At 71.4% G+C, this 19,412-nt stretch carries 20 protein-coding genes; 12 read left to right on the top strand and 8 right to left on the bottom strand.

The genetic code is table 11. The features are described from left to right. Positions 1–118 precede the first annotated feature (118 nt). Positions 119–1,717 carry a protein kinase domain-containing protein gene (locus ACLVWQ_RS05960; RefSeq protein WP_414107092.1) on the top strand — a complete coding sequence of 533 codons (1,599 nt, stop codon included), beginning with the start codon at positions 119–121 and terminating at the stop codon, positions 1,715–1,717. On the opposite strand, the gene ACLVWQ_RS05955 is transcribed toward ACLVWQ_RS05960, so the two are convergent. Continuing rightward, positions 1,671–2,786 (bottom strand): enoyl-CoA hydratase/isomerase family protein, encoded by a 1,116-nt coding sequence (locus tag ACLVWQ_RS05955; RefSeq protein ID WP_414107091.1) that lies wholly within the window; start codon positions 2,784–2,786, stop codon positions 1,671–1,673. The genes ACLVWQ_RS05960 and ACLVWQ_RS05955 overlap by 47 nt on opposite strands. Positions 2,787–3,040: 254 nt before the next feature. On the opposite strand from ACLVWQ_RS05955, the gene ACLVWQ_RS05950 reads away from it, so the two are divergent. Beyond that, the gene (locus ACLVWQ_RS05950; RefSeq protein WP_414107090.1) at positions 3,041–3,664 is read left to right on the top strand and encodes a flavodoxin family protein; all 624 of its coding nucleotides are present in this window, start codon (positions 3,041–3,043) and stop codon (positions 3,662–3,664) included. A 23-nt stretch (positions 3,665–3,687) separates the two neighbouring features. On the opposite strand, the gene ACLVWQ_RS05945 is transcribed toward ACLVWQ_RS05950, so the two are convergent. The 3 genes from ACLVWQ_RS05945 to ACLVWQ_RS05935 all read right to left on the bottom strand — a co-directional run bounded on the left by ACLVWQ_RS05945 (position 3,688) and on the right by ACLVWQ_RS05935 (position 6,458). Then, complete coding sequence (locus tag ACLVWQ_RS05945; RefSeq protein ID WP_414107089.1) at positions 3,688–4,380, bottom strand: response regulator; 693 nt, start codon at positions 4,378–4,380, stop codon at positions 3,688–3,690. Next, positions 4,377–5,684, bottom strand: a complete 1,308-nt coding sequence (locus ACLVWQ_RS05940) for a sensor histidine kinase (protein WP_414107088.1) — start codon at positions 5,682–5,684, stop codon at positions 4,377–4,379. The genes ACLVWQ_RS05945 and ACLVWQ_RS05940 overlap by 4 nt, the downstream gene beginning before the upstream one ends. Positions 5,685–5,786: 102 nt before the next feature. Continuing rightward, complete coding sequence (locus ACLVWQ_RS05935) at positions 5,787–6,458, bottom strand: GntR family transcriptional regulator (RefSeq protein ID WP_414107087.1); 672 nt, start codon at positions 6,456–6,458, stop codon at positions 5,787–5,789. A 90-nt stretch (positions 6,459–6,548) separates the two neighbouring features. On the opposite strand from ACLVWQ_RS05935, the gene ACLVWQ_RS05930 reads away from it, so the two are divergent. The 4 genes from ACLVWQ_RS05930 (at position 6,549) to ACLVWQ_RS05915 (ending at position 9,497) form a co-directional block, all read left to right on the top strand. Continuing rightward, entirely contained in the window at positions 6,549–6,971 is a 423-nt protein-coding gene (locus ACLVWQ_RS05930; protein ID WP_414107086.1) for a VOC family protein, read from the top strand. After that, positions 6,968–7,729 (top strand): SDR family NAD(P)-dependent oxidoreductase, encoded by a 762-nt coding sequence (locus ACLVWQ_RS05925; RefSeq protein ID WP_414107085.1) that lies wholly within the window; start codon positions 6,968–6,970, stop codon positions 7,727–7,729. Before ACLVWQ_RS05930 ends, ACLVWQ_RS05925 begins: the two co-directional genes overlap by 4 nt. Before the next feature lie 142 nt (positions 7,730–7,871). Continuing rightward, positions 7,872–8,888 carry a sporulation protein gene (locus ACLVWQ_RS05920; protein WP_414107084.1) on the top strand — a complete coding sequence of 339 codons (1,017 nt, stop codon included), beginning with the start codon at positions 7,872–7,874 and terminating at the stop codon, positions 8,886–8,888. Between the two features lie 153 nt (positions 8,889–9,041). Further along, positions 9,042–9,497: a tellurite resistance TerB family protein gene (locus ACLVWQ_RS05915; RefSeq protein WP_414107083.1), complete on the top strand. Its 456-nt coding sequence runs from the start codon at positions 9,042–9,044 to the stop codon at positions 9,495–9,497. 97 nt (positions 9,498–9,594) lie between these two features. Here ACLVWQ_RS05915 and ACLVWQ_RS05910 read toward each other — a convergent pair whose 3' ends face one another. Further along, a complete protein-coding gene (locus tag ACLVWQ_RS05910; protein ID WP_414107409.1) occupies positions 9,595–10,926 on the bottom strand; it encodes an LCP family protein in 1,332 nt (443 codons plus the stop codon). 253 nt (positions 10,927–11,179) lie between these two features. Further along, on the bottom strand, positions 11,180–11,569 hold the full coding sequence (locus tag ACLVWQ_RS05905; RefSeq protein WP_414107082.1) for a BlaI/MecI/CopY family transcriptional regulator: 390 nt from the start codon (positions 11,567–11,569) through the stop codon (positions 11,180–11,182). Between the two features lie 183 nt (positions 11,570–11,752). Here ACLVWQ_RS05905 and ACLVWQ_RS05900 point away from each other — a divergent pair, with 183 nt between their 5' ends. From ACLVWQ_RS05900 to ACLVWQ_RS05890, 3 genes are all read left to right on the top strand, one after another. Continuing rightward, a complete protein-coding gene (locus ACLVWQ_RS05900) occupies positions 11,753–12,328 on the top strand; it encodes a TerD family protein (RefSeq protein ID WP_414107081.1) in 576 nt (191 codons plus the stop codon). A gap of 281 nt (positions 12,329–12,609) precedes the next feature. Then, on the top strand, positions 12,610–13,317 hold the full coding sequence (locus tag ACLVWQ_RS05895) for a hypothetical protein (RefSeq protein ID WP_414107080.1): 708 nt from the start codon (positions 12,610–12,612) through the stop codon (positions 13,315–13,317). Between the two features lie 280 nt (positions 13,318–13,597). Continuing rightward, on the top strand, positions 13,598–14,515 hold the full coding sequence (locus tag ACLVWQ_RS05890) for an ion transporter (protein WP_414107079.1): 918 nt from the start codon (positions 13,598–13,600) through the stop codon (positions 14,513–14,515). Positions 14,516–14,521: 6 nt separating this feature from the next. Here the strand turns inward: ACLVWQ_RS05890 and ACLVWQ_RS05885 are convergent, their stop codons facing one another. Then, positions 14,522–15,793, bottom strand: coding sequence for a DUF418 domain-containing protein (locus ACLVWQ_RS05885; RefSeq protein WP_414107078.1), 1,272 nt, complete (start codon positions 15,791–15,793; stop codon positions 14,522–14,524). Positions 15,794–15,967: 174 nt separating this feature from the next. Here ACLVWQ_RS05885 and ACLVWQ_RS05880 point away from each other — a divergent pair, with 174 nt between their 5' ends. Both ACLVWQ_RS05880 and ACLVWQ_RS05875 read left to right on the top strand, forming a co-directional pair. Further along, positions 15,968–16,633 carry a response regulator gene (locus ACLVWQ_RS05880; protein ID WP_414107077.1) on the top strand — a complete coding sequence of 222 codons (666 nt, stop codon included), beginning with the start codon at positions 15,968–15,970 and terminating at the stop codon, positions 16,631–16,633. Further along, positions 16,630–17,775 carry a sensor histidine kinase gene (locus tag ACLVWQ_RS05875; RefSeq protein ID WP_414107076.1) on the top strand — a complete coding sequence of 382 codons (1,146 nt, stop codon included), beginning with the start codon at positions 16,630–16,632 and terminating at the stop codon, positions 17,773–17,775. The genes ACLVWQ_RS05880 and ACLVWQ_RS05875 overlap by 4 nt, the downstream gene beginning before the upstream one ends. A 10-nt stretch (positions 17,776–17,785) precedes the next feature. Here the strand turns inward: ACLVWQ_RS05875 and ACLVWQ_RS05870 are convergent, their stop codons facing one another. Further along, on the bottom strand, positions 17,786–18,580 hold the full coding sequence (locus ACLVWQ_RS05870; RefSeq protein ID WP_414107075.1) for an SDR family NAD(P)-dependent oxidoreductase: 795 nt from the start codon (positions 18,578–18,580) through the stop codon (positions 17,786–17,788). 199 nt (positions 18,581–18,779) lie between these two features. On the opposite strand from ACLVWQ_RS05870, the gene ACLVWQ_RS05865 reads away from it, so the two are divergent. Continuing rightward, positions 18,780–19,373, top strand: a complete 594-nt coding sequence (locus tag ACLVWQ_RS05865; RefSeq protein WP_414107074.1) for a helix-turn-helix domain-containing protein — start codon at positions 18,780–18,782, stop codon at positions 19,371–19,373. The last annotated feature ends 39 nt before the right edge of the window (positions 19,374–19,412 follow it).

The raw sequence follows: 19,412 nt of genomic DNA, 5'->3' as shown, positions 1-19,412 counted from the left end.
GTGTTGGGCCGACTCACCGCCACGGTGGCTCCGGAACCGACATGCCGCCGCAAGAGTCTTGGACACGAGCCCCGTCACTACGGATCCCTGTGTCTCGACTGCCAGGAAGGCGTGTTAGGTGTACCCGCTGCAAAAGTCCGACCCGACGAACATAGGCCGCTACCGTCTCATCGGTCGGCTCGGTTCCGGAGGCATGGGAAGCGTCTACCTCGGCCGGACCCCGGGAGGACGACCCGCCGCGGTGAAGGTCATCAACGCCCATCTCCAGGACGACCCGGCGGCGTTGCACCGCTTCCGTCGCGAGGTGGAGACGCTGGGGACCGTCCGCAACGCGTTCACGGCGGCGCTCATCGACGCCGAGGTGCACACCCCGCCGTTCTGGATGGCGACCGAGTACGTCCCGGGGCCGACGCTGGCCGACGCCGTCGAGAAGTCGGGCCGTTTCCCGGTGGACCTCGGCCGCGCCGTGCTGGCCGCCCTGGCCGAAGGGCTGGCCGACGTCCACGTACGGGGTGTGCTGCACCGCGACATCAAGCCGCAGAACGTCATCCTGTCGGCCACGGGGCCCCAGCTCATCGACTTCGGGATCGCCCGCAGTGACGAGATGTCGAACATCACGCAGGTCGGCACCGCCATCGGCACCCCGGGGTTCATAGCTCCGGAGACCATCACGCGCGGCGACGCCGGACCCGCGTCCGACGTGTTCGCGCTCGGTGTCACCATGGCGTACTGCCTCACCGGCCGTGCGCCGTACGGTCACGGTTCGCTGGCGACCGTCACGTATCGCACCGTCCACGAGGAGATGGACCTCGACGGGATCCCCGCCGAGATGGCCCAGCTGATCGCCGCCTGCGCGCACAAGGACCCCGAGCGACGCCCCGAGCCGCAGCGCATCGTGGAGCTCTGCGACAGCGAGACCGATATCGTGCGGCACCCCGCCTACCAGCGGATCATCGCCTCGGCGCCTTCCGAGGGCATCGCGACCGACCCCTCTCCCGTGTCGCCCACGCCCACAGCGCCGGACAACTCCCCCGGAACCGACGCCACTCTGGTCGCTCCCGCCGCTCCGCCGGCGGACCAGGCCACCGTGGCCGCCGTGCCCGCTGCTTCGACCCGCCTCATGCCTCTCTCGTCGCAGACGGAACCGGTCGGCCCGCCCGCATCCGGCGCGGGACCGGCCTGGTTCCGCCGCACACCCGTCATCGTCGTCGGCGCGGTGGTCACCGTCGCGGTCGCGGCGGCGGTGGCGGTGGTCGCGCTGCAGGGCTCCGGTTCGACGACCGACGCCAAGGACCCACGGGCGTCCGCGAGTCGCGACGACTCCCGCAAAGGCGCCGACGAATCACCGGCGGCGGAGAAGCCGCCGGCTCCCGCGCCCCTGCCCGAGACACTGACGGTCCAGCCCCGGCGGACCCTGGAGACCGGTGAGTTCCTGCAGAGCGCGCACGTGCGACTCGTCATGCAGGAGGACGGCAACCTGGTCTCGTACGACGAGAACAACCAGGCCCGGTGGGCGTCGCTCACCTCCGGGGAGCACTACAAGGCCGTGTTCCAGGAGGACGGCAACCTGGTCGTCTACACCGCCGAGGACAAGCCGGTGTGGGCCACCAACACGGGATACCCGGACGGCGGGGCCGTGCTCGAACTCCGCGCCGACGGCGACTTCGCCATCACGAAGGACGGCCAGGACCTCTTCCTGAGCAGCAAGGCCGACTGACCGGCGCGGGCAGGGGGCTCGGTCGGACGAGTCCCAGTTCGCGCTCGCCGAGCGGCGCGAAGAAGCGCTCCACGTCGGCGTCGGTCACCTCCGCGAGTGTGGCCGGCGACCAGCGCGGATCGCGGTCCTTGTCGACGACCTGGGCGCGGATGCCCTCGACCAGGTCGGGGGTGCTCAGGGCCGCGCAGGACACCCGGTACTCCTGCTCCAGCACCCGCTCCAGCGTGCCGAGCCGGCGGGCGCGGCGCAGGGCCGCCAGAGTGACCTTGAGCGCGGTGGGCGACTTGCCGAGCAGGGTCTCGGCGGTCTCCTTCGCGGCCGGGTCGCCGTGCGCGAACAGCCGTCGGACGATCTCCTCGACGGTGTCCGCGGCGTAGCAGGAGTCGATCCACTCCCGCTGCCGGGCCAGCTCCCCCTCGGGCGCGCGCCGCACATGACGCTCCAGCGCCTCCGGTACGGGCAGGTCGGCGAGGCCGGCGACGAGGTCCGGGAGCGCGGCGGACGGTACGTGGTGGTCGGCGAGGCCGCACAGCAGGGCGTCCCCCGCGCCGACCGCCGTGCCCGTCAGGGCGAGGTGGGTGCCCAGCTCGCCCGGGGCCCGGGCGAGCAGGTGGGTGCCGCCGACGTCCGGCACGAAGCCGATGCCCGTCTCGGGCATGGCGACCCTCGACCGCTCGGTGACGATCCGGACGCCGCCGTGCGCGGAGATGCCGACGCCGCCGCCCATGACGATGCCGTCCATGACGGCGACGTAGGGCTTGGAGCAGCGGGCGATACGGGCGTTGAGGTGGTACTCGTCGTACCAGAACGCGGCCGAGGCGGTGCCGTCCCCGTCCCGGGCGTCGTCGTGGACGACACGGATGTCGCCGCCCGCGCACAGCCCCCGGTCCCCCGCGCCGGTGAGCACGACGGTCTCGACGGCCGGGTCGTCCTCCCACGCGGCCAGCGCCTCGTCGACGCGCCGCACCATGGCGTGGTTGAGGGCGTTGATGGCCCTGGGCCGGTTGAGGGTGATGTGGGCGGCACGGCCGACGGTGCGCAGCAGTACCTGCTCCTCGCCGCCGGTCATCCGGTTGCCTCCGTCGGGCCGTGGGCCGGGGTGACGCGCATGATCTGGTGGTTCCTTCCGGTATCCGGTGGACGCACGGGTCACGGACGATCCTCTCAGTGCCGTACCCGCCGGGGCGGCCGGGGCCCGCGGGGCCACGCGCCGGACCCACGGCTCCCCCGCTTCCACCCTTCGGCGGGCGTCGGACCCGGTCCGGGGGTCCGCCTCTCCGGTGAACTTCGGTACGCGGCCGGCACGAGGGGTACTCCTGCGCCATGACCACCACCGAAACGTCCTCGCTGCGGGCCGTCGCGCTCGTCTGCACGCTGTCGCCCTCGCCCACCCCCTCCAGTTCACAGCTCCTGGCCGAGCAGACCATGACGGCACTCGGCAAGCACGGTGTCACCGGCAAGGTGATCCGTGTCGCCGACCACGACGTACGGCCCGGAGTGAAGACCGACATGGGGGACGGCGACGAGTGGCCGAAGATCCGGGACGCGGTCCTGGGCGCCGACATCCTGATCCTCGCCACGCCGATCTGGCTGGGCCACCCGTGCAGCGTCGCCCAGCGGGTCATGGAACGCCTGAACGCCGAGACCTCCGAGACGGACGACGAGGGGCGGACGCTCACGTACGGGAAGGTCGCCGCGGTGTGTGTCGTCGGCAACGAGGACGGCGCGCACAAGGTGAGCGCCGACCTCTTCCAGGGGCTCGACGACGTCGGTTTCACGCTCGCGCCGAACGCGGTCACCTACTGGGTCGGGGAGGCCATGCAGGGCACCGACTACCAGGACCTCGACGAGACCCCCGAGGCCACCGCGGGCACGACGGCCACCCTGGCGGCCAACACGGCCCACCTGGCCCGCCTCCTGAAGGCGGCCCCGTACCCGGCCGGCTGACCCGCGCCCCGGCTCCGGGGGCTTCAGTCGTGGGAGCTGACGAGGCCCACCCGGTGGGCCAGCACCACGGCCTGGACGCGGTCGCGCAGATCGAGCTTGGTCAGGATGCGTGACACGTACGTCTTGACCGTCTCGCGGCTGATCACCATCCGGTCCGCTATCTCGGTGTTGGACAGTCCCTCGGCGATGAGTTTGAGGACCTCGGTCTCGCGGGGTGCCAGGGCGGACAGCGCCTGTGCCGCCGCGTGCTGACGGCTGTGGCGGATCCGGTCGGCGAACCTGCCGACGAGTTGCCGGGTGACGGCGGGTGCCAGCAGGGACTCCCCCGCGTCGACCGTCCGGATGCCGTTCACCAGCTCGCGCGGGGGCGAGTCCTTGAGCAGGAAGCCGCTCGCCCCGGCCCGCAGCGCCTCGTACACGTACTCGTCCAGGTTGAAGGTGGTGACCACCAGGACCTTCATCGGTCCGACGACGTCGGGGCCGGCCAGCATCCGGGTCGCCTCGATGCCGTCCAGCAGGGGCATGCGGATGTCCATCACCACCACGTCGGGACGCAGCCGTCTCGCGATGTCCACCGCCGTGCGGCCGTCGCCGGCCTCGCCGACGACTTCGATGTCCGGCTGCGCGGTGAAGATGGTGACGTATCCCGCGCGTACGAGTTCCTGGTCGTCGCAGACCAGGACCCGGATCGGCGGCTGCGCGTCGGGCCCGGTCATTCCTGGCCCCCGGGTGCCGCCCCGGAGGGTATACGGGCGCGGACGCTGAAGCCGCCGTCCGGCAGGGCGCCGGCCGACAGGTCACCGCCGAACACGCTCACCCGCTCGCGCAGCCCGATCAGGCCGTACCCACTGCCCCGGCCCAACGGCCTGACCCGGGGAGCGTCCGGGGAGGCGGGCGCTCCCTCGGTGGTCACCTCGACCTCCAGCTCGTGGCGGCCGTAGTGGACCTGGACGCGGGTGCGGTGGCCCGGCGCGTGCTTGAGCGCGTTGGTCAGCGACTCCTGCACCACGCGGAACGCGGCCAGTTCGACCGCCGAGGCCATCGGCACCCGCTCGCCGCGTTCCGCCAGTTCCACGGGCTGTCCCGCCGTCCGGGTCTGCTCGACCAGATCACTCAGTCTGCCCGGCTCCGGCGTACGGTCCGCCGCCGATGCCGCGGCCCGCGGTCCGTCGGCTGCCCGACCGTCAGGCGCCTTGCCGTCAGCCGTCGTGTCCTCGGACGACGTGCCGCCGGACGCCTTCAGGACGCCCAGCAGATGCTGCAGGTCGGTCAGCGCGTGCCGCCCCGAGTCACTGATCGCACCGAGTCCCGCCTCCACCCGCTCGGGCGCGTCGGCGAGCAGGAACTGGGCGGCGTCCGCCTGGACCACCATCGCGGTGACATGGTGGGTCACCACATCGTGCAACTCCCGGGCGATACGGGCCCGTTCCCGCGCGGTCGCCGCCTCCACACTGAGCCTGCGCCGCTCCGCCTCCCCGTCCTGCCGGGCCCGTACGACCCTGCCGACGGCCCAACACCCCAGCAGGACCAGGTACATGAGGACGAAGTCGGGTACCCGCTGCGGCGAGCCCCTGTCGTACAGCGCGAGCGCGAACAGCGCGAAGAGCGCGGTCGCGACGGTGATCCACAGGGCGCGGCGCCTGCTGTCGACGCCTCTTCCATGGGCGCCCAGGCTGTAGAGCGCGATGTACAGCCCCCAGGTCGCGCCCGTCTTCGGATAGCCGGCCAGCTCCTGGGCCGCGAACGCGCCCGCCACCAGCGCGAGGCACATACCTGGCCACCGCCGTCGCACCACCAAGGGCAGCCACAGCGCGGCCATCACCAGCGCACCGGGCAGGCCGGCCGGGCGCTCCGCGAGATCACCGAACCGCGCGCCGATCGGAGCCGTCGCGGGCGCGAACATCACCGGGGCGAGCAGCACGGTGACCACCGCGTCCCGCCCCAGCACGCCCAGCGCTTCCCAACGCGCCGCGAGAACAGGCGCGTTCCTCCTCAGCAACGACCTCGCCGATCCGACCACAGGCAGAGCCTATCCCTCCGTCGGCCCTCGGACGATCCGGCTCCGGCAGCCCCTCGGCGCTGCTCAGGACCCACTCCGCGCTCAGGCCTCACGCCTGGCCGCTCACCGTGCGAGGTGCTCCAGCAGGCCGCGCCGCGCCGCGTCGACGTGCTCCTCCGCGCGGCGGGCCAGGGTCTCCACGTCCCCGGTGCTCAACAGCCTGGCCAGTTCGCGGTGTTCGTCGACCACGCGCGCGCTGTAGTGCTCGTGGCCGAGGGCGATCCGGCGCAGTTGGAAGAGACGGACCTGCGACCGCACCGCGTGCCAGGCCTCGCTGAGGCGCCGGTTGCCCGCGATGGCGTAGATCCGGTCGTGGAAGGCGATGTCGAGGGCGAGCAGCCGGGGACCGTCCGCCGCGCCCGCCACCTCCGCCGACATCTCCCCGACCAGGGCGTCCAGCTCGGCCGGCCGGCCGCCGTCCACGGCCGCGTACGCGCTCGTCGCCGCGAGGCGGTCGAGGGCGGCCCGCAGCGTGTAGACCTCTTCGACGTCCTCCCTGGTCACGTCGATCACCGCGGCACCCCGGTGCCAGCCACCACGCACCAGCCCCTCCCCCGCGAGCAGGGCGAGTCCCTCGCGCACCGAGCCGCGGCTGACCTCCAGCGAGGCCGCCAGCTCGGTCTCACGCAGGGGCGAGCCGGGCGGGAAGTGTCCGGCGAAGATCGCCTCGCGCACGAGATCGGCGACCTCCGTGGCCAGTCCGCGTCGGTTCGCCTTGGGCAGCGCAGCAGTCATGTCCTCATGTTGACATTCGGACAACGCCCGGAGCAAGCTCGGAGCCCCACGGAGCCCGACGGAGCCCGACCATCATCGAGGAGCTGCGGTATGCCCACGCGCCCGGCAGTGCACCTGGCCATAGCGGTCGACGATCTGAGCAGAGCGCGACAGTTCTACGGGAGTGTCCTCGGGCTTCCCGAAGGCCGCTCCACCGAGCAGTGGATCGACTGGGACCTGCACGGCCACCAGTTGGTGACGCATGTCGTCGCCGACGGACCCTCGTCCCCCGGGGCGAGTTCCGTCGACGGGCACGCCGTGCCGATCCCGCACTTCGGCCTGCTCCTGGAGACCGCACGCTTCCACGAGCTGGCCGACCGGCTGCGCGGCGCCGGCGTCGACTTCCTCGTCGAGCCCTACCTGCGCTTCCCCGGCGAACCGGCCGAGCAGTGGACCATGTTCTTCCGCGATCCCAGCGGCAACGCCCTGGAGTTCAAGGCGTTCCGGGACGAGTCGAAGGTCTTCACGCCATGAGGCGGGTGCTGGTGACCGGAGCGTCCCGGGGCATCGGCCGCGCGGTGGCCAGGGCGTTCGCCGAGCGCGGTGACCGCGTGGCCGTGCACTACGGAACGAACCGCGAGGACGCCGCGCTGACCCTGCGGCAACTGCCCGGTGACGGCCACGCGCTGGTCGGCGGCGATCTCGCGGACCCCGAGGCGGCCCGCCGTGTCGTCGAGGAGGCGGTACGGGCTCTCGGCGGAGTCGACGTCCTGGTGAACAACGCCGCGCTCGCACCGAACGCCGAGAACCGGCATCCGGTGGCCGACGTCTCCTACGCGGACTGGCAGGAGATCTGGCACCGCATGATCCAGGTCAATCTGATGGGCGCGGTCAACGTCACCTACACGGTCGCGCGGCACCTCATCGACCGGGGCGCGCCAGGCCGCGTCGTCAACATCGGGTCCCGCGGGGCCTTCCGGGGCGAACCCGACTTTCCCGCGTACGGAGCGGGCAAGGCCGCGCTGCACGCTTTCGGACAGTCGATGGCCATCGCGCTGGCGCCGCACGACATCGCGGTGACCTCCGTGGCGCCCGGCTTCATCGCGACCGAGCGACAGACCGAGAAGCTGGCCGGAGCGGACGGCGACGCCCTGCGCGGCCAGAGCCCGTTCGGCCGGGTGGGAACCCCCGAGGAAGTGGCCGCCGCCGTGCTCTACCTCGCCTCACCGGAGGCCGCCTGGTCGTCCGGCACGGTGCTCGACGTCAACGGCGCCTCCCATCTGCGCACCTGAGCCACCGTGCCGCGGATCCGGCGGCGGCGCTTTTCGGACTTTCCCGCCGCGGGTCGCGAGAACAGCTCTGGACCGGCCCTGATCAACTCTATTCTTCTACTCGTCTGTAGAAGAAGAACGGCATGAAGGAGTGGACGCCGCGATGGTGTTCAAACGGTTACTCGGATCCCTCGGTGTGGGCGGCCCCACGGTCGACACGACCCTCGACCCGAGTGCGACCCTGCCCGGCGCGGCCTTGTCGGGGCAGGTCCGTCTCCGGGGCGGCGACGCCGACTTCGAGATCGAGCACATCACCCTGGAACTGCTGGCGCGGGTCGAGACCGAGCACGAGGACGGGGAGCACGAGGGTGCGGTCGTCTTCGACCGGTTCACCGTCGGCGGCGGTTTCCGGCTCGGCGCGGGTGAGGAGCGCACCGTCCCGTTCAGAGCGATGCTGCCCTGGGAGACCCCGGTCACCGAACTGTACGGGCAGGGGCTGGGCATCGTGCTCGGCGTGCGCACCGAACTGTCGGTGGCCGGCGCCAAGGACAAGGGCGACCTCGACCAGCTCACGGTGGGCCCGCTGCCCGTACAGGAGGCGATCCTCGAAGCCCTCGGGCAGCTCGGCTTCGGCTTCCGGTCCGCCGATCTGGAGTACGGCCACATCGGCGGCACGGGGCAGCAGTTGCCCTTCTACCAGGAGATCGAGCTCACCCCGTCGCCCCAGTACGCCCACGCCGTCAACGAGATCGAGCTGACCTTCCTGGCCACGCCCGGCGGCGCGGAGGTGATCCTTGAGGCGGACAAGCGCGGCGGGCTCTTCTCCTCCGGCCAGGACGCGCTCACCCGCTTCATCGTCTCCCACGACGGGGTGGAGCACCAGGACTGGAACACCGTGGTCGACGGCTGGATCAGGCAGTTGGTCGAGCGCCGGACGGCCCACGACCCGCACACCGCGTACAGCCACGGCGAGCCCTACGGGCACGGGCACGGCGACCACCACGGGCACGACGAGCACCACCACGACGGCCACCGCTCCGGGCCGGGCATGGGCACCGTCGTCGCCGCGGGCGCGGCCGGACTCGCGGTGGGCGTCGTGGGCGGCATGGTGGCGGCCGAAGTCGTCGACGAGGTAGGCGACTTCTTCGAGGGCGACGAGGAGGGCGAAGAGGAGGAGTGATCCGGGAGGGAGTGACAGCTGGCCGGTCACTCCCTCCTCGCCACTCACTCACGCCCCATCACTCACGCCTGATAACTTCTACGCTGTTGTAGAAATAGGCGCCTGCCCGGACCGGCTCGGACCGGGCGCGCCTCTGATACGTACGGAGTTCCAATGGCCCTGTGGGACCGCTTCAAGGACTCTGCATCGACGATGCAGACCCAGTTGCTGGCGAAGAAGAACGACCTGAAGAGCGGCGCCTTCCGGGACGCCAGCATGGCGATGTGCGCGCTGGTCGCGGCCGCCGACGGCACCATCGACCCGGCCGAACGCCAGCGTGTGGCCCAGCTCATCGCCACCAATGAAGTACTGCAGAACTTCCCGCCCGCCGACCTCCAGCACCGCTTCGACGACAACCTCAACAAGTTGCTCGCCGACTTCCAGCTCTGCAAGGTCGGTGTCCTCCAGGAGATCGCCAAGGCCAAGAAGAAGCCCACCGAGGCGCGTGCCGTGATCCAGATCGGCATCGTCATCGGGGGCGCCGACGGCGACTTCGACGCGACCGAGAAGGCCGTCATCCGTGAGGCGTGTTTCGCCCTGGAACTGCAGCCGCACGAGTTCGATCTCTGACCGGACCGCGACGCACGAGCCGGGCCGACCCCCTTGTGGGGCTCGGCCCGGCTCGTCGTCTTCTCCGGTCCGTCATCCCTGTGTCAGGGGCTCGGCGTCACAGGATGTCGTCCGGGTCGAGGTCGGTTCCCACGACGAGGGTCACCACCCCCGCGACGGCGTCCGCCTCCTGGGTGGCTCGGGCGTCCGGCAGCCGCGAGGCGAGCACCTTCGCCGGATCCCCCATCTCCTGCGGGTAGGTGGCCGTGGTGGTGCCGGTCGTCTCCGGGGCGTTGCCCGTGCTGACGACGGTGAACCCGGCCTCGCGCAGCTTGGCCGCGACGGCGGCCGCACGCCCGGAGACGCCGGTGCCGTTGAGGACCTGCACGCGCACGCTCGACGCGTAGACCAAGTCCTTCGCGTCGGCCTGCAGTTCCTTCTTGTCCACCTCCTTGTCCTTGGCGAGGGAGGTGAACAGGTCGTCGGCCTGCGGGTACTGCCACACCACGTTGGCCTTGTCGGTGGCCACATCCGCCTCGCGCGGATAGTTGGGCACGGTGAGGAAGGTCAGCTTGTCGCTCGGGATGCCCTTCACCTCGGAGGCGAGGCTGTACAGCGGCTTGATGCCGGCCAGGTCCTTGTCCGTCGTCAGGGACTTGGTGGCCGACTGCAGGAAGTCGTACAGCGCGTTCGGACTGGTCAGCTTGGACTGCGCCTTGCTCGCCAGCGCCTCCATGAACTCCTGCTGACGGCCGATGCGTCCGAGGTCGGAGCCGTCACCGACGCTGTAGCGAGCCCGTACGTAGCCGAGCGCCTTCTCGTCCTTGATGGTCTGGCAGCCGGCTTCGAGCTCCAGGTGGGCCTTCTTGTCGCTGATGGCCTGCTCGGGGCAGACCTCGATGCCGCCCAGGGCGTTCACCATGCCTTTGAAGCCCTGGAAGTCGACCGACATGAAGTGGTCGATGCGCAGTCCGGTGTTCGCCTCGACCGTCTTGATGGTGCAGGCCGCGGCTCCGGCGACCTTGCCGCCGATGCCGCCGATCGCGAATGCCTCGTTGATCTTGGCGTGGTGCGGGGCCGAGGTGCCGCTGTCGCCCTTGTCGCACGCCGATATCTGCACCCATGAGTCACGTGGGAAGGACACCACGGTCGCCCATTTCCGGTTGGCCGGCACATGCATCACCATCAGGGTGTCCGACTGCATGGTGTTCAGGCCCTTGCCGTACTTCGCGTTGGCCCCGTCACGGCTGTCCGAGCCGACGACCAGGATGTTCTTCGAGCCCGGACTGAGGTTGGCGGGACGGTCCCCGCCGAGTTTGTTGTCGATGTCGGCGGCGCTGATGTTGCCGTTCAAGTCCTGGTATATCCAGGCGCCTACCCCGGCCACCCCGAGGATGAGCACCGCGAAGCCCCCCGCCGTCCACGCGAGGATCCGGCCGCGCCGTGTCAGCCTCGCCGGCTGCCGCGACCGCCTCGGCCCGTTTCCCGCCGGAGTCCCCCGCCGTTGCCCCCTGGTACCCACAGGCGCCCCTTTCTCCCACTCGGTCGTATGCGGCCGGTCCGTTACTCATGAGCGTTCGGTGCGCCTATGTACCGAACGGCGGAACTCTACAGTCATGTAGAGATACGGATGAAAGGTGGGTGCGTCTCACAGAGACCCCGGACCCGGCACCGCTCCCGCACCCGCACCCGCACCCGAGCCTTCAGCCGTCCCCTTCGGCCCTGGCCCGATCCAGCAGGTCGCGCAACAGCCGCTCGTCGTCCGGCTCCAGGCGGGTGACGAAGCTCGCCAGCACCGCCTCCCTGTCGCTCTCGGCGTCGAGCACCTTGCGCATCTTGTGCGCGGCCAGGCCCGCCTGGCCCGACGCGGGGGTCCACACGAAGGACCGGCCGACGCGCTCACGCGTCACCGCGCCCTTGGCCAGCAGCCGGGTCAGGATCGTGATCACCGTCGTGTAGGCGAGGTCGCCGCCGAGGCGCTCCTGCACCCACCCGGTGCCGACCGGGCCGTCCGCCTCACTCAGGGCCGACAGGACAAGGGCCTCCAACTCGCCCTGCCCCCGCCGCGGTGGACGCCGCCACTGGTCCGTCACGTCCTGCCACCCTTCCGCCGACCCCGAATTCACGGGCGGTCCATCGTAGACGCACCCGACACCCACGGCGCCGCCCACTCCTCCGGGCGCCGAGCCACCCCTTCCGCTTTTTCTACAGTGTTGTAGATTTCACCTCCGGGGTCCGCCGGGACCCCGGCCCGACGCAACGAGAAGGAGTTCGCAGTGGGAGTTTCCCTGGCCAAAGGCGGCAATGTCTCGCTCAGCAAGGAGGCGCCCGGTCTGACCGCCGTACTGGTGGGCCTCGGCTGGGACGTACGGACCACGACCGGCACCGACTACGACCTCGACGCGTCCGCCCTGCTGGTCGACGCGTCCGGCAAGGTCCTCTCCGACCAGCACTTCATCTTCTACAACAACCTCAAGAGCCCCGACGGCTCGGTCGAGCACACCGGCGACAACCTCACCGGTGAGGGCGAGGGCGACGACGAGTCCGTCAAGGTCGACCTCGCCACGGTGCCGGCCGAGGTCGCGAAGATCGTCTTCCCCGTGTCCATCCACGACGCCCAGAACCGCGGGCAGAGCTTCGGGCAGGTCAGGGGCGCGTTCATCCGGGTCGTGAACCAGGCGGGCGGCGCGGAGATCGCACGCTACGACCTGTCGGAGGACGCCGCCACCGAGACGGCGATGGTGTTCGGGGAGCTGTACCGCAACGGCGCGGAGTGGAAGTTCCGCGCGGTGGGCCAGGGATACGCCTCCGGCCTGGCCGGCATCGCGTCCGACTTCGGCGTCAACGTCTGACACCGACGCACGGTGCCCGCGTCCGAACCTAAGGCGTCGGCGTACGGCGTCGCAGTCCGGCCGCCGGCACCTGGCTGCGTGGCCCGGCGTCCGCGCCGACCCCGCCGTCCGGCTTCGGTGCCCGACCTCGCCGGTGTCCGACCCCGACATCCGGCTTCGGTGGCCCGACCCCGCCGGTGTCCGCCGCAGACCGCCCGCCCCCGGGCCTGATCCCCGGGGGCGGGCTCCGTGCCCGTTCGGTCAGCGTCGAAGCCGCCGTCCCCCATCCGTCAGGAGACCACATGGTTGATCCCTCCGGCCTGCGCCCCGAGGACCGGGCGGACTTCGAAGCCGTACTGCATCTGGCACTGAACACACCCGACGTCCGGGACGCACTGCGCGCCGACCCGACCGGCCGGACCGCCAGGCTCCTGCGCATCCGGGCACTCGCCGCCGCCGACGAGATCACGGCGGCGACCTACGACGAGTACCGCGCCTATCTCACCCGTGTCGCGCTGAGAGAGGCCGCCGAACAGGCGGCCCCGGCCACCCAGCGCCGATCCCCCGGCGCCGGCCCGCTCGCGGCGCTCGCCGTGCTCACCCCATCGGTGGCGGCCTCGGCCGCCGCCGCTCTGCTCGTACTCGGTTACGTGCTCCGACTGGCCGACGTGCGGGGCTCGTTGCCCGGTTCGCTCATATCCGTCGGCTGGGTCCTCGCACTGGTCGGGGCCGTGAGCACCCTCGTCGTCCTTGCCGCGCTGTTGGCCACGGCGATACGCGGGCATGGCGGCTCCGCCGCTCCCGCCCGGCTCGAACAGGCCCGCCTCGACTGGCAGTTGGCCCTGCTGGAGCACGGCATGCTGCCTCATCTGCGCCGGTCGATCGGCGAGGACGAGCGCCTGCGCCCCGCTCCCCCCAGGTCGGCGTCTCCCTCCACCGACACCCGCGGCCCTCACTCACGGGCCGACACCGGTGCCGTCGCGGACGGCTTCGAAGACGCTCCCGGATAGCCTCCCGAGCGGACGCCGGAGGCGATGGCACGACGGCCCGCCGCCGCGCCCGACCACCGACATCACATTCCGAACTACATTGCTGTAGAAGTTTCTCCTGGAGCGTGATCACTCAACTCACCCGCGTTCCGGCCTGGTTGGCCGGGGCTGGTGCGTTGCGCGAAGGAGCAGGAGAAGCAGGATGCCAGAGCACGACGACCGGACGGCACCGATCCCACCGGTCTCTACGGTCACAGCGGTCACAGCGGTCACAGCGGTCACAGCGGTCACAGCGAGTCAAGTGGCTCCGGCCCGGGTGGCGTTGGCGCACCGTTCGCGCACGATCACCGAGGCACGATGGTTCGCGGTCACCGTCTTCGCCCTGATCCTCACCAATGCCGCGCTGCTCGGCGTCGAGACGTACACGGGGCTGGTCGACGACTGGCACCACTGGTTACGCCTCGCCGAACACTGCTGCGTGGTCGCCTTCACCGTCGAGATCCTCCTGCGCGTGGCCGCCCACGCCGACCGCCCGAAGGACTTCTTCCGCGATCCGTGGAACCTCTTCGACCTCGCCGTCGTGCTGAGCACGTTCCTGCCCGTCGTACGCGAGAACACCACCGTGCTGCGGCTCCTGCGCCTCGCCCGCGTCCTGCGCACCGCCCGCTTCCTGCCGCAGCTGCGGATCGTCCTGGTCGCGGTCGGGCGCAGTCTGCCGGGCACACTCAGCTTCCTGCTCGTCGGCGCCCTGCTGCTGTACGTCTTCGCCATGGTCGGCTGGGTCTTCTTCGCCCACCACGACCCGGAGCACTACGGCTCCATCGGCCGCGCGGTGCTCACGCTCTTCCTCCTGATGACCCTGGACGGCATCGGCGACGCGGTCCGCGCGGGTCTGGAGATCTCCCGCTGGAGCATCCTCTACTACGCCACCTACGTCCTGCTCGCCTCCTTCGTCCTGGTCAACGTCCTCATCGGCGTGGTCATCACCTCGCTCGACGAGGCGCGGACCATGGAGGCGGAGGCCGACGCCCGGCCGGCCGACAACCCGCCGGTGCCGCCGGCAGCCTCACCGGTGGACCCGCTGCTCGTAAGGGACCGCATCGCCGCCGCCCGCCAGGCCCTCGACGACCTCGAACACAGCCTTCCGGCCCCCTCCGTTCCGCCTCCCGTCGACACGGAAGCGGTACGCGGCGGCCAGGTGCCCGCCGGGCTGCCGTAGGGCAGGTCACCTGATGAGGCGGCTGACCCGGGTGACGTGATGGAGCAGGTACTCCAGCGGGCCGCGTCGGAAGCGCCGGGTCCACAACGTCGCCACCAGCAGGGCGGTTCCCGTGAAACCGAGCAGCGCGACCAGTGCGGGGCCTGTCTCCTCCGCCATCCCCACGACGCGGATCGCGAGGATGTGCACGACGTAGGCGGTCAGCGCGATCATGCCGACCGCGCGGACGGGGACGGTCAGCCGCGTCAGGCGGGGCGTCCGGTCCGTGACCGCGACGCACCCGGCCACGACGGCGAGGGCGACGCCCGTGTTGCCGAGGACCGAGAACGTCGTCTGGCTGTGCGGTGCGGCCACCAGCAGCCAGGCGGCCGGGGTGCCGTCGGTCAGGTAGCCGACGCTGTCGGACCACCACGCCGAGGACACCGAGCCGCCGTCCGTGGCGTCGGCGACCGTGGTGAGCGCGTGCGGGACCAGACGCAGGGCCAGCCATGAACCGCCGTAGCCCACGACGGCCAGCGCGCCGCCGGCGAGGGCCAGCCGGGTGCGGACCCGGGCGCCGGTGAGGTCGAGGCGGGCCACCGCCATGCCCGCGACCATGAACGACATCCAGGTGAGCACCGGGTACTCGCCGGTGAACAGCAGTTCCATGAAGCCGTCGGTGCCGCTGACCCGGGCCAGCGGGTCCCCGGCGACGATCCGGTCCGCCCAGTCGCCGTGGTCGATCGACTGCCGGATCACGTAGAGCACTTGGGGCATGACCAGCGCGCCCGCCGCGGCGACGGCCATGAGCGTCCGGGCCCGCAGCCGGTACAGCGGCAGGATGACGAGGAAGATCAGGCCGTAGAAGGCGAGGATCACGTCGACGTCGGTGTCCAGGGCGGTCAGGGCGAAACCCAGCGCGATCAGGACGACGGAGCGGATGACGATCCTGCCCACCGCCTGCCGTCCCGCCCGTCCGGTCCTCGGGTGCGGGCGGCCGGTGATGAGGACGAGCGAGAACCCGGCGAGCAGGGCGAAGAGCGCGGAGGAACGGCCGCGGGCCACCTCCAGGACGAAGCCCGCCGGGCCGCCCACCGAAGGGTCGGGGCCCACATGGGCCGCGTACATGCCGAGGACGGCGAGTCCGCGGGCCAGGTCGATGCCGATGAGCCGCCCCGCCGAGGGCGACGCCGGTGACGCCGGTGACAGTGACGGCGACGACGTACAGGCGACGGGTTCGACGGCGGTGAGTGGTTCAACGGACGGTCGGGGAAAGGCCGGTGACATGTCGTGTGTCATGTGTTTCAGGGTTGCGGCGGCACCGGTACCGGGCCATCCGCCAGGTGGTCGAACCTCGCCCCGCCGACCGGCCGGAGCCGCCCCCGCCGCGCGGCGAGCCCCGATGCGACGGAACCGGAGGGCTCCCCCGGGCGTCGTAGCTGTCCGGCGGGGCCCGGGGCGAGGGGAGCGCGGGTGATCCGGGTATTGGTGGTCGACGACGAGGCGCTGATCCGGACGGGCTTCCGGCACATCCTCGACTCCGCGGCCGACATCGACGTGGTGGCGGCGGTTCCCGGCGGCGGGGCGCTCGACGCGGCGCGGGAACTGCGCCCCGACGTCGTGCTGCTGGACATCCGGATGCCGGACGTGGACGGGCTCACCGTCCTGGCCGAGCTGCGCCGGCTGCCGCACGCGCCGACGGTCGCGATGCTCACCACCTTCGACATGGACGAGTACGTGGCGACGGCGCTGCGCTCGGGAGCCGCCGGTTTCCTCCTGAAGGACACCGATCCCGTGCAACTGCCGATCCTGGTACGCACCTTGGCCGACGGCGGCGTCGTCCTGTCGTCCCGGGTCACCCGTACCGTGGTGGACGGCTTCCTGGACAACGGCCGCCACGAAGAGGCCATGTGCTGCGTCGCCCGGCTGACCGAACGCGAGCGCGCCGTCCTGGTCCTCGTCGCCGAGGGACTGTCCAACACCGGTATCGCGACGCGGATGCATCTGAGCATCGGCACGGTCAAGGACCATGTGAGCGCCGTGCTCGCCAAGTTGGAGGTGGGCAGCCGCGTCCGGGCGGCCCTGCTCGCGGAACGCGCGGGCCTGCTCAGGCTGCCCCGGGGCCGGGAGGACGGATGAGGTCCCTCGTGGTGCGCGGCGGCGAGCGGAGCGGACTCCGGCGCGTGCCCGCTCCCTTGATGGACGCGCTGCTCGTCGGGGTCTGCCTGCTGGACGTCTGGATCCACGTGGAAAGCGAGGAGTCGCTGCGGATGGCCTGCGCGCTGCTCGCCGCCTGCTCCCTCGTGCTCCGGCGCCGGCTGCCGCTGCCGGTCTTCCTGCTCGCCCTGCCTGCCACCCTGGTCAGCGACGCGGTACTCGCCACCCTGGTCGCCCTGTACACCCTCGCCTCCCTCAGCCGCCGTCGCGTACTTCTGGTCCTGTGCGCCCTGGCGTTCGCGGCCAGTGACATCACCGAATGGTCGCTGCCCGCACCGGAGTTCGCCGATCTGACGGACGCCTCCGAACTGGTCATGGTCACCTACAGCCTGGCCACCGCCGCCGCGCCGGTGTTCCTCGGCCAGCTCGTCCAGGCCACCCGCGAACTCTCGCTGCGGCTCACCGAGATAACCGAAGCACGCGACCACGAACGCAGGTTGCTGGCCCAGAGCGTGCTGGCCAGGGAGCGCGCACAGCTCGCCCGGGAGATGCACGACGTGGTCTCCCACCAGGTCAGCCTGATCGCGGTCCAGGCCGGAGTGCTCCAGATCGGCACCCGGGACCGGGAGACGAAGGACGCCGCGGCCACCATCCGGCGGCTCAGTGTGCAGACCCTGGACGAGCTGCGGCACATGGTCAGCGTCCTGCGCGCCTCCGGGAGCCGCCCCACCGAGCTGACCCCCCAGCCGTCCCTGGCCGACCTCCAGCGGCTGGTCGCCACCAGCGGCATCGACACCGACCTGCGCACCGACCTGACCGACGCGCTTCCGCCGGCCGTCCAGCGCGCCGTCTACCGCACCGTCCAGGAGGCACTGACCAACGTACGCAAGCACGCGCCCGGTGCCACCGCCACCATCCACGTCCACCACGCGGACGACACCGTCCACGCCACGGTCACCAACACCTCCCCGACCCGTCCCGCGCTCCCCCTGCCCGGCGCCCATCACGGTCTCGTCGGACTGCGCCAACGGGCCGAACTCCTCGGCGGCACCGTCACGTCGGGGCCCACGGCCGACGGCGGTTACGAGCTCCGCCTGCGGCTCCCCACCGACCGGACGCCGTAGCCCTCGCGCGTCACGGCAGGATGGAGTCCACGTATCCGCCGTCGACGCGCAACGCGCCCCCTGTGGTGGCCGAGGCCTGGTCGGAGCTCAGGTAGACGACCATGTGGGCGATCTCCTCCGGCTCGATCAGCCGCTGCAGCAGGGACTGCGGCCGGTACTCCCGCATGAAGGCACGCTGGGCCTCGTCCCAGGGCAGGTCACGGTCGACGAGCCCGTACACGAAGTCCTCCACTCCCCCGGTGTGGGTGGGCCCCGCGATGACCGAGTTCACCGTGACGCCGGTGCCCGCCGCGGCCTTCGCGAAGCCCCGGCCGACCGCGAGCAGGGCTGTCTTCGACATGCCGTAGTGGATCATCTCCGCGGGGATGACGACGGCCGAGTCACTGGCGATGTACTGGACGCGCCCCCATCCGCGCTCCGTCATGCCCGGCAGGTACAGCCGGGTCAGTCGCACGGCGGCCAGCACGTTGACCTCGAAGTAGCGGCGCCATTCGTCGTCGGTGATGTCGAGCGGGTCCGCGGACCCGAAGATCCCCAGGTTGTTGACGAGGATGTCCACCCGCGGCAGCTCGGCCACCACGCGCGCCGCCCCGTCCTCGGTGGCCACGTCCGCCGCCACGGGCACCACATCGGCGCCGGGCACCTGCTCGGCCAGTCGCGCGGCGCTCTCCTGGGCCCGTTGCGCGTCGCGGCCGTTGACGGCGACACAGGCGCCGGCGCGGGCGAGCCCGGTGGCGATCGCCGCCCCGATGCCCTGTGTGGAGCCGGTGACCAATGCCGTGCGCCCGGTCAGATCGATCTGCATCTCACACGCCCCTGTCCGTCTGCGTTCGGAGTCCGTCTGCGTTCGTCGTGCGCACTCCGCTGTCGTACGCACCCGTCGAATGTCCATGAGCCGTGTACCCATTCAGGCACTCCAGCCACGAGGGGCGCATGTCCACGACGTCCGTACGGCCGCTCCGCACACCCCGCACACTGTGCGCGAGGGGCATATGATCTTGCCCATGACGCAAGACGACGGTGACCTCGACAGCCTGGTGCGCCAGCGGATCCGCGCGCTGCGGGTGGCCCAGGGCTGGTCCCTCGACGAGCTGGCCGTCCGCGCCCGGCTCAGCCCTTCCACGCTCAGCCGGATCGAGACGGGCCGGCGCCGCCTGGCCCTGGACCAGCTCGTCACCCTCGCCCGCGCGCTGGACACCTCGCTCGACCAGCTCGTCGAGACGGCCACGGACGACGTCATCTCCAGCCCGATGATCGACGCGGCCCATCAGCTGATGCGGTGGACCCTGCGGGCGGACCCTGGCATGACGGTCGTACACCAGCGCATGACGGACCCACCGCCCGACAGCCCTTCCCGGATGCGCGCCCATCCCGGATGTGAATGGCTCGTCGTCCTCTCCGGCACCGCGGTCCTGCTCCTGGGCAACCGGCGCCTCCGGGTGGAGACCCATCAGGCCGCCGAGTTCCCCACCATGCTTCCGCATGCCATCGGGGCCGAGGGCGGCCCGTGCGAGATCCTGGGCATCTTCGACCGCGACGCCCGCCGCGGTCACCAGCGCGACGAGAGCGCGGGAGCGGTGGACCGTACCCCGCGATGACACGAGGATCTTGCCCGTCCGGCACGGTGCGCCGCCCTC

Source organism: Streptomyces sp. CWNU-52B, from assembly GCF_047444975.1.
In the GTDB taxonomy this organism is placed as follows: Bacteria; Actinomycetota; Actinomycetes; order Streptomycetales; family Streptomycetaceae; genus Streptomyces.
Note: the sequence above shows the minus strand (reverse complement) of the source record. Positions and strands in the feature narration are given on the sequence as shown.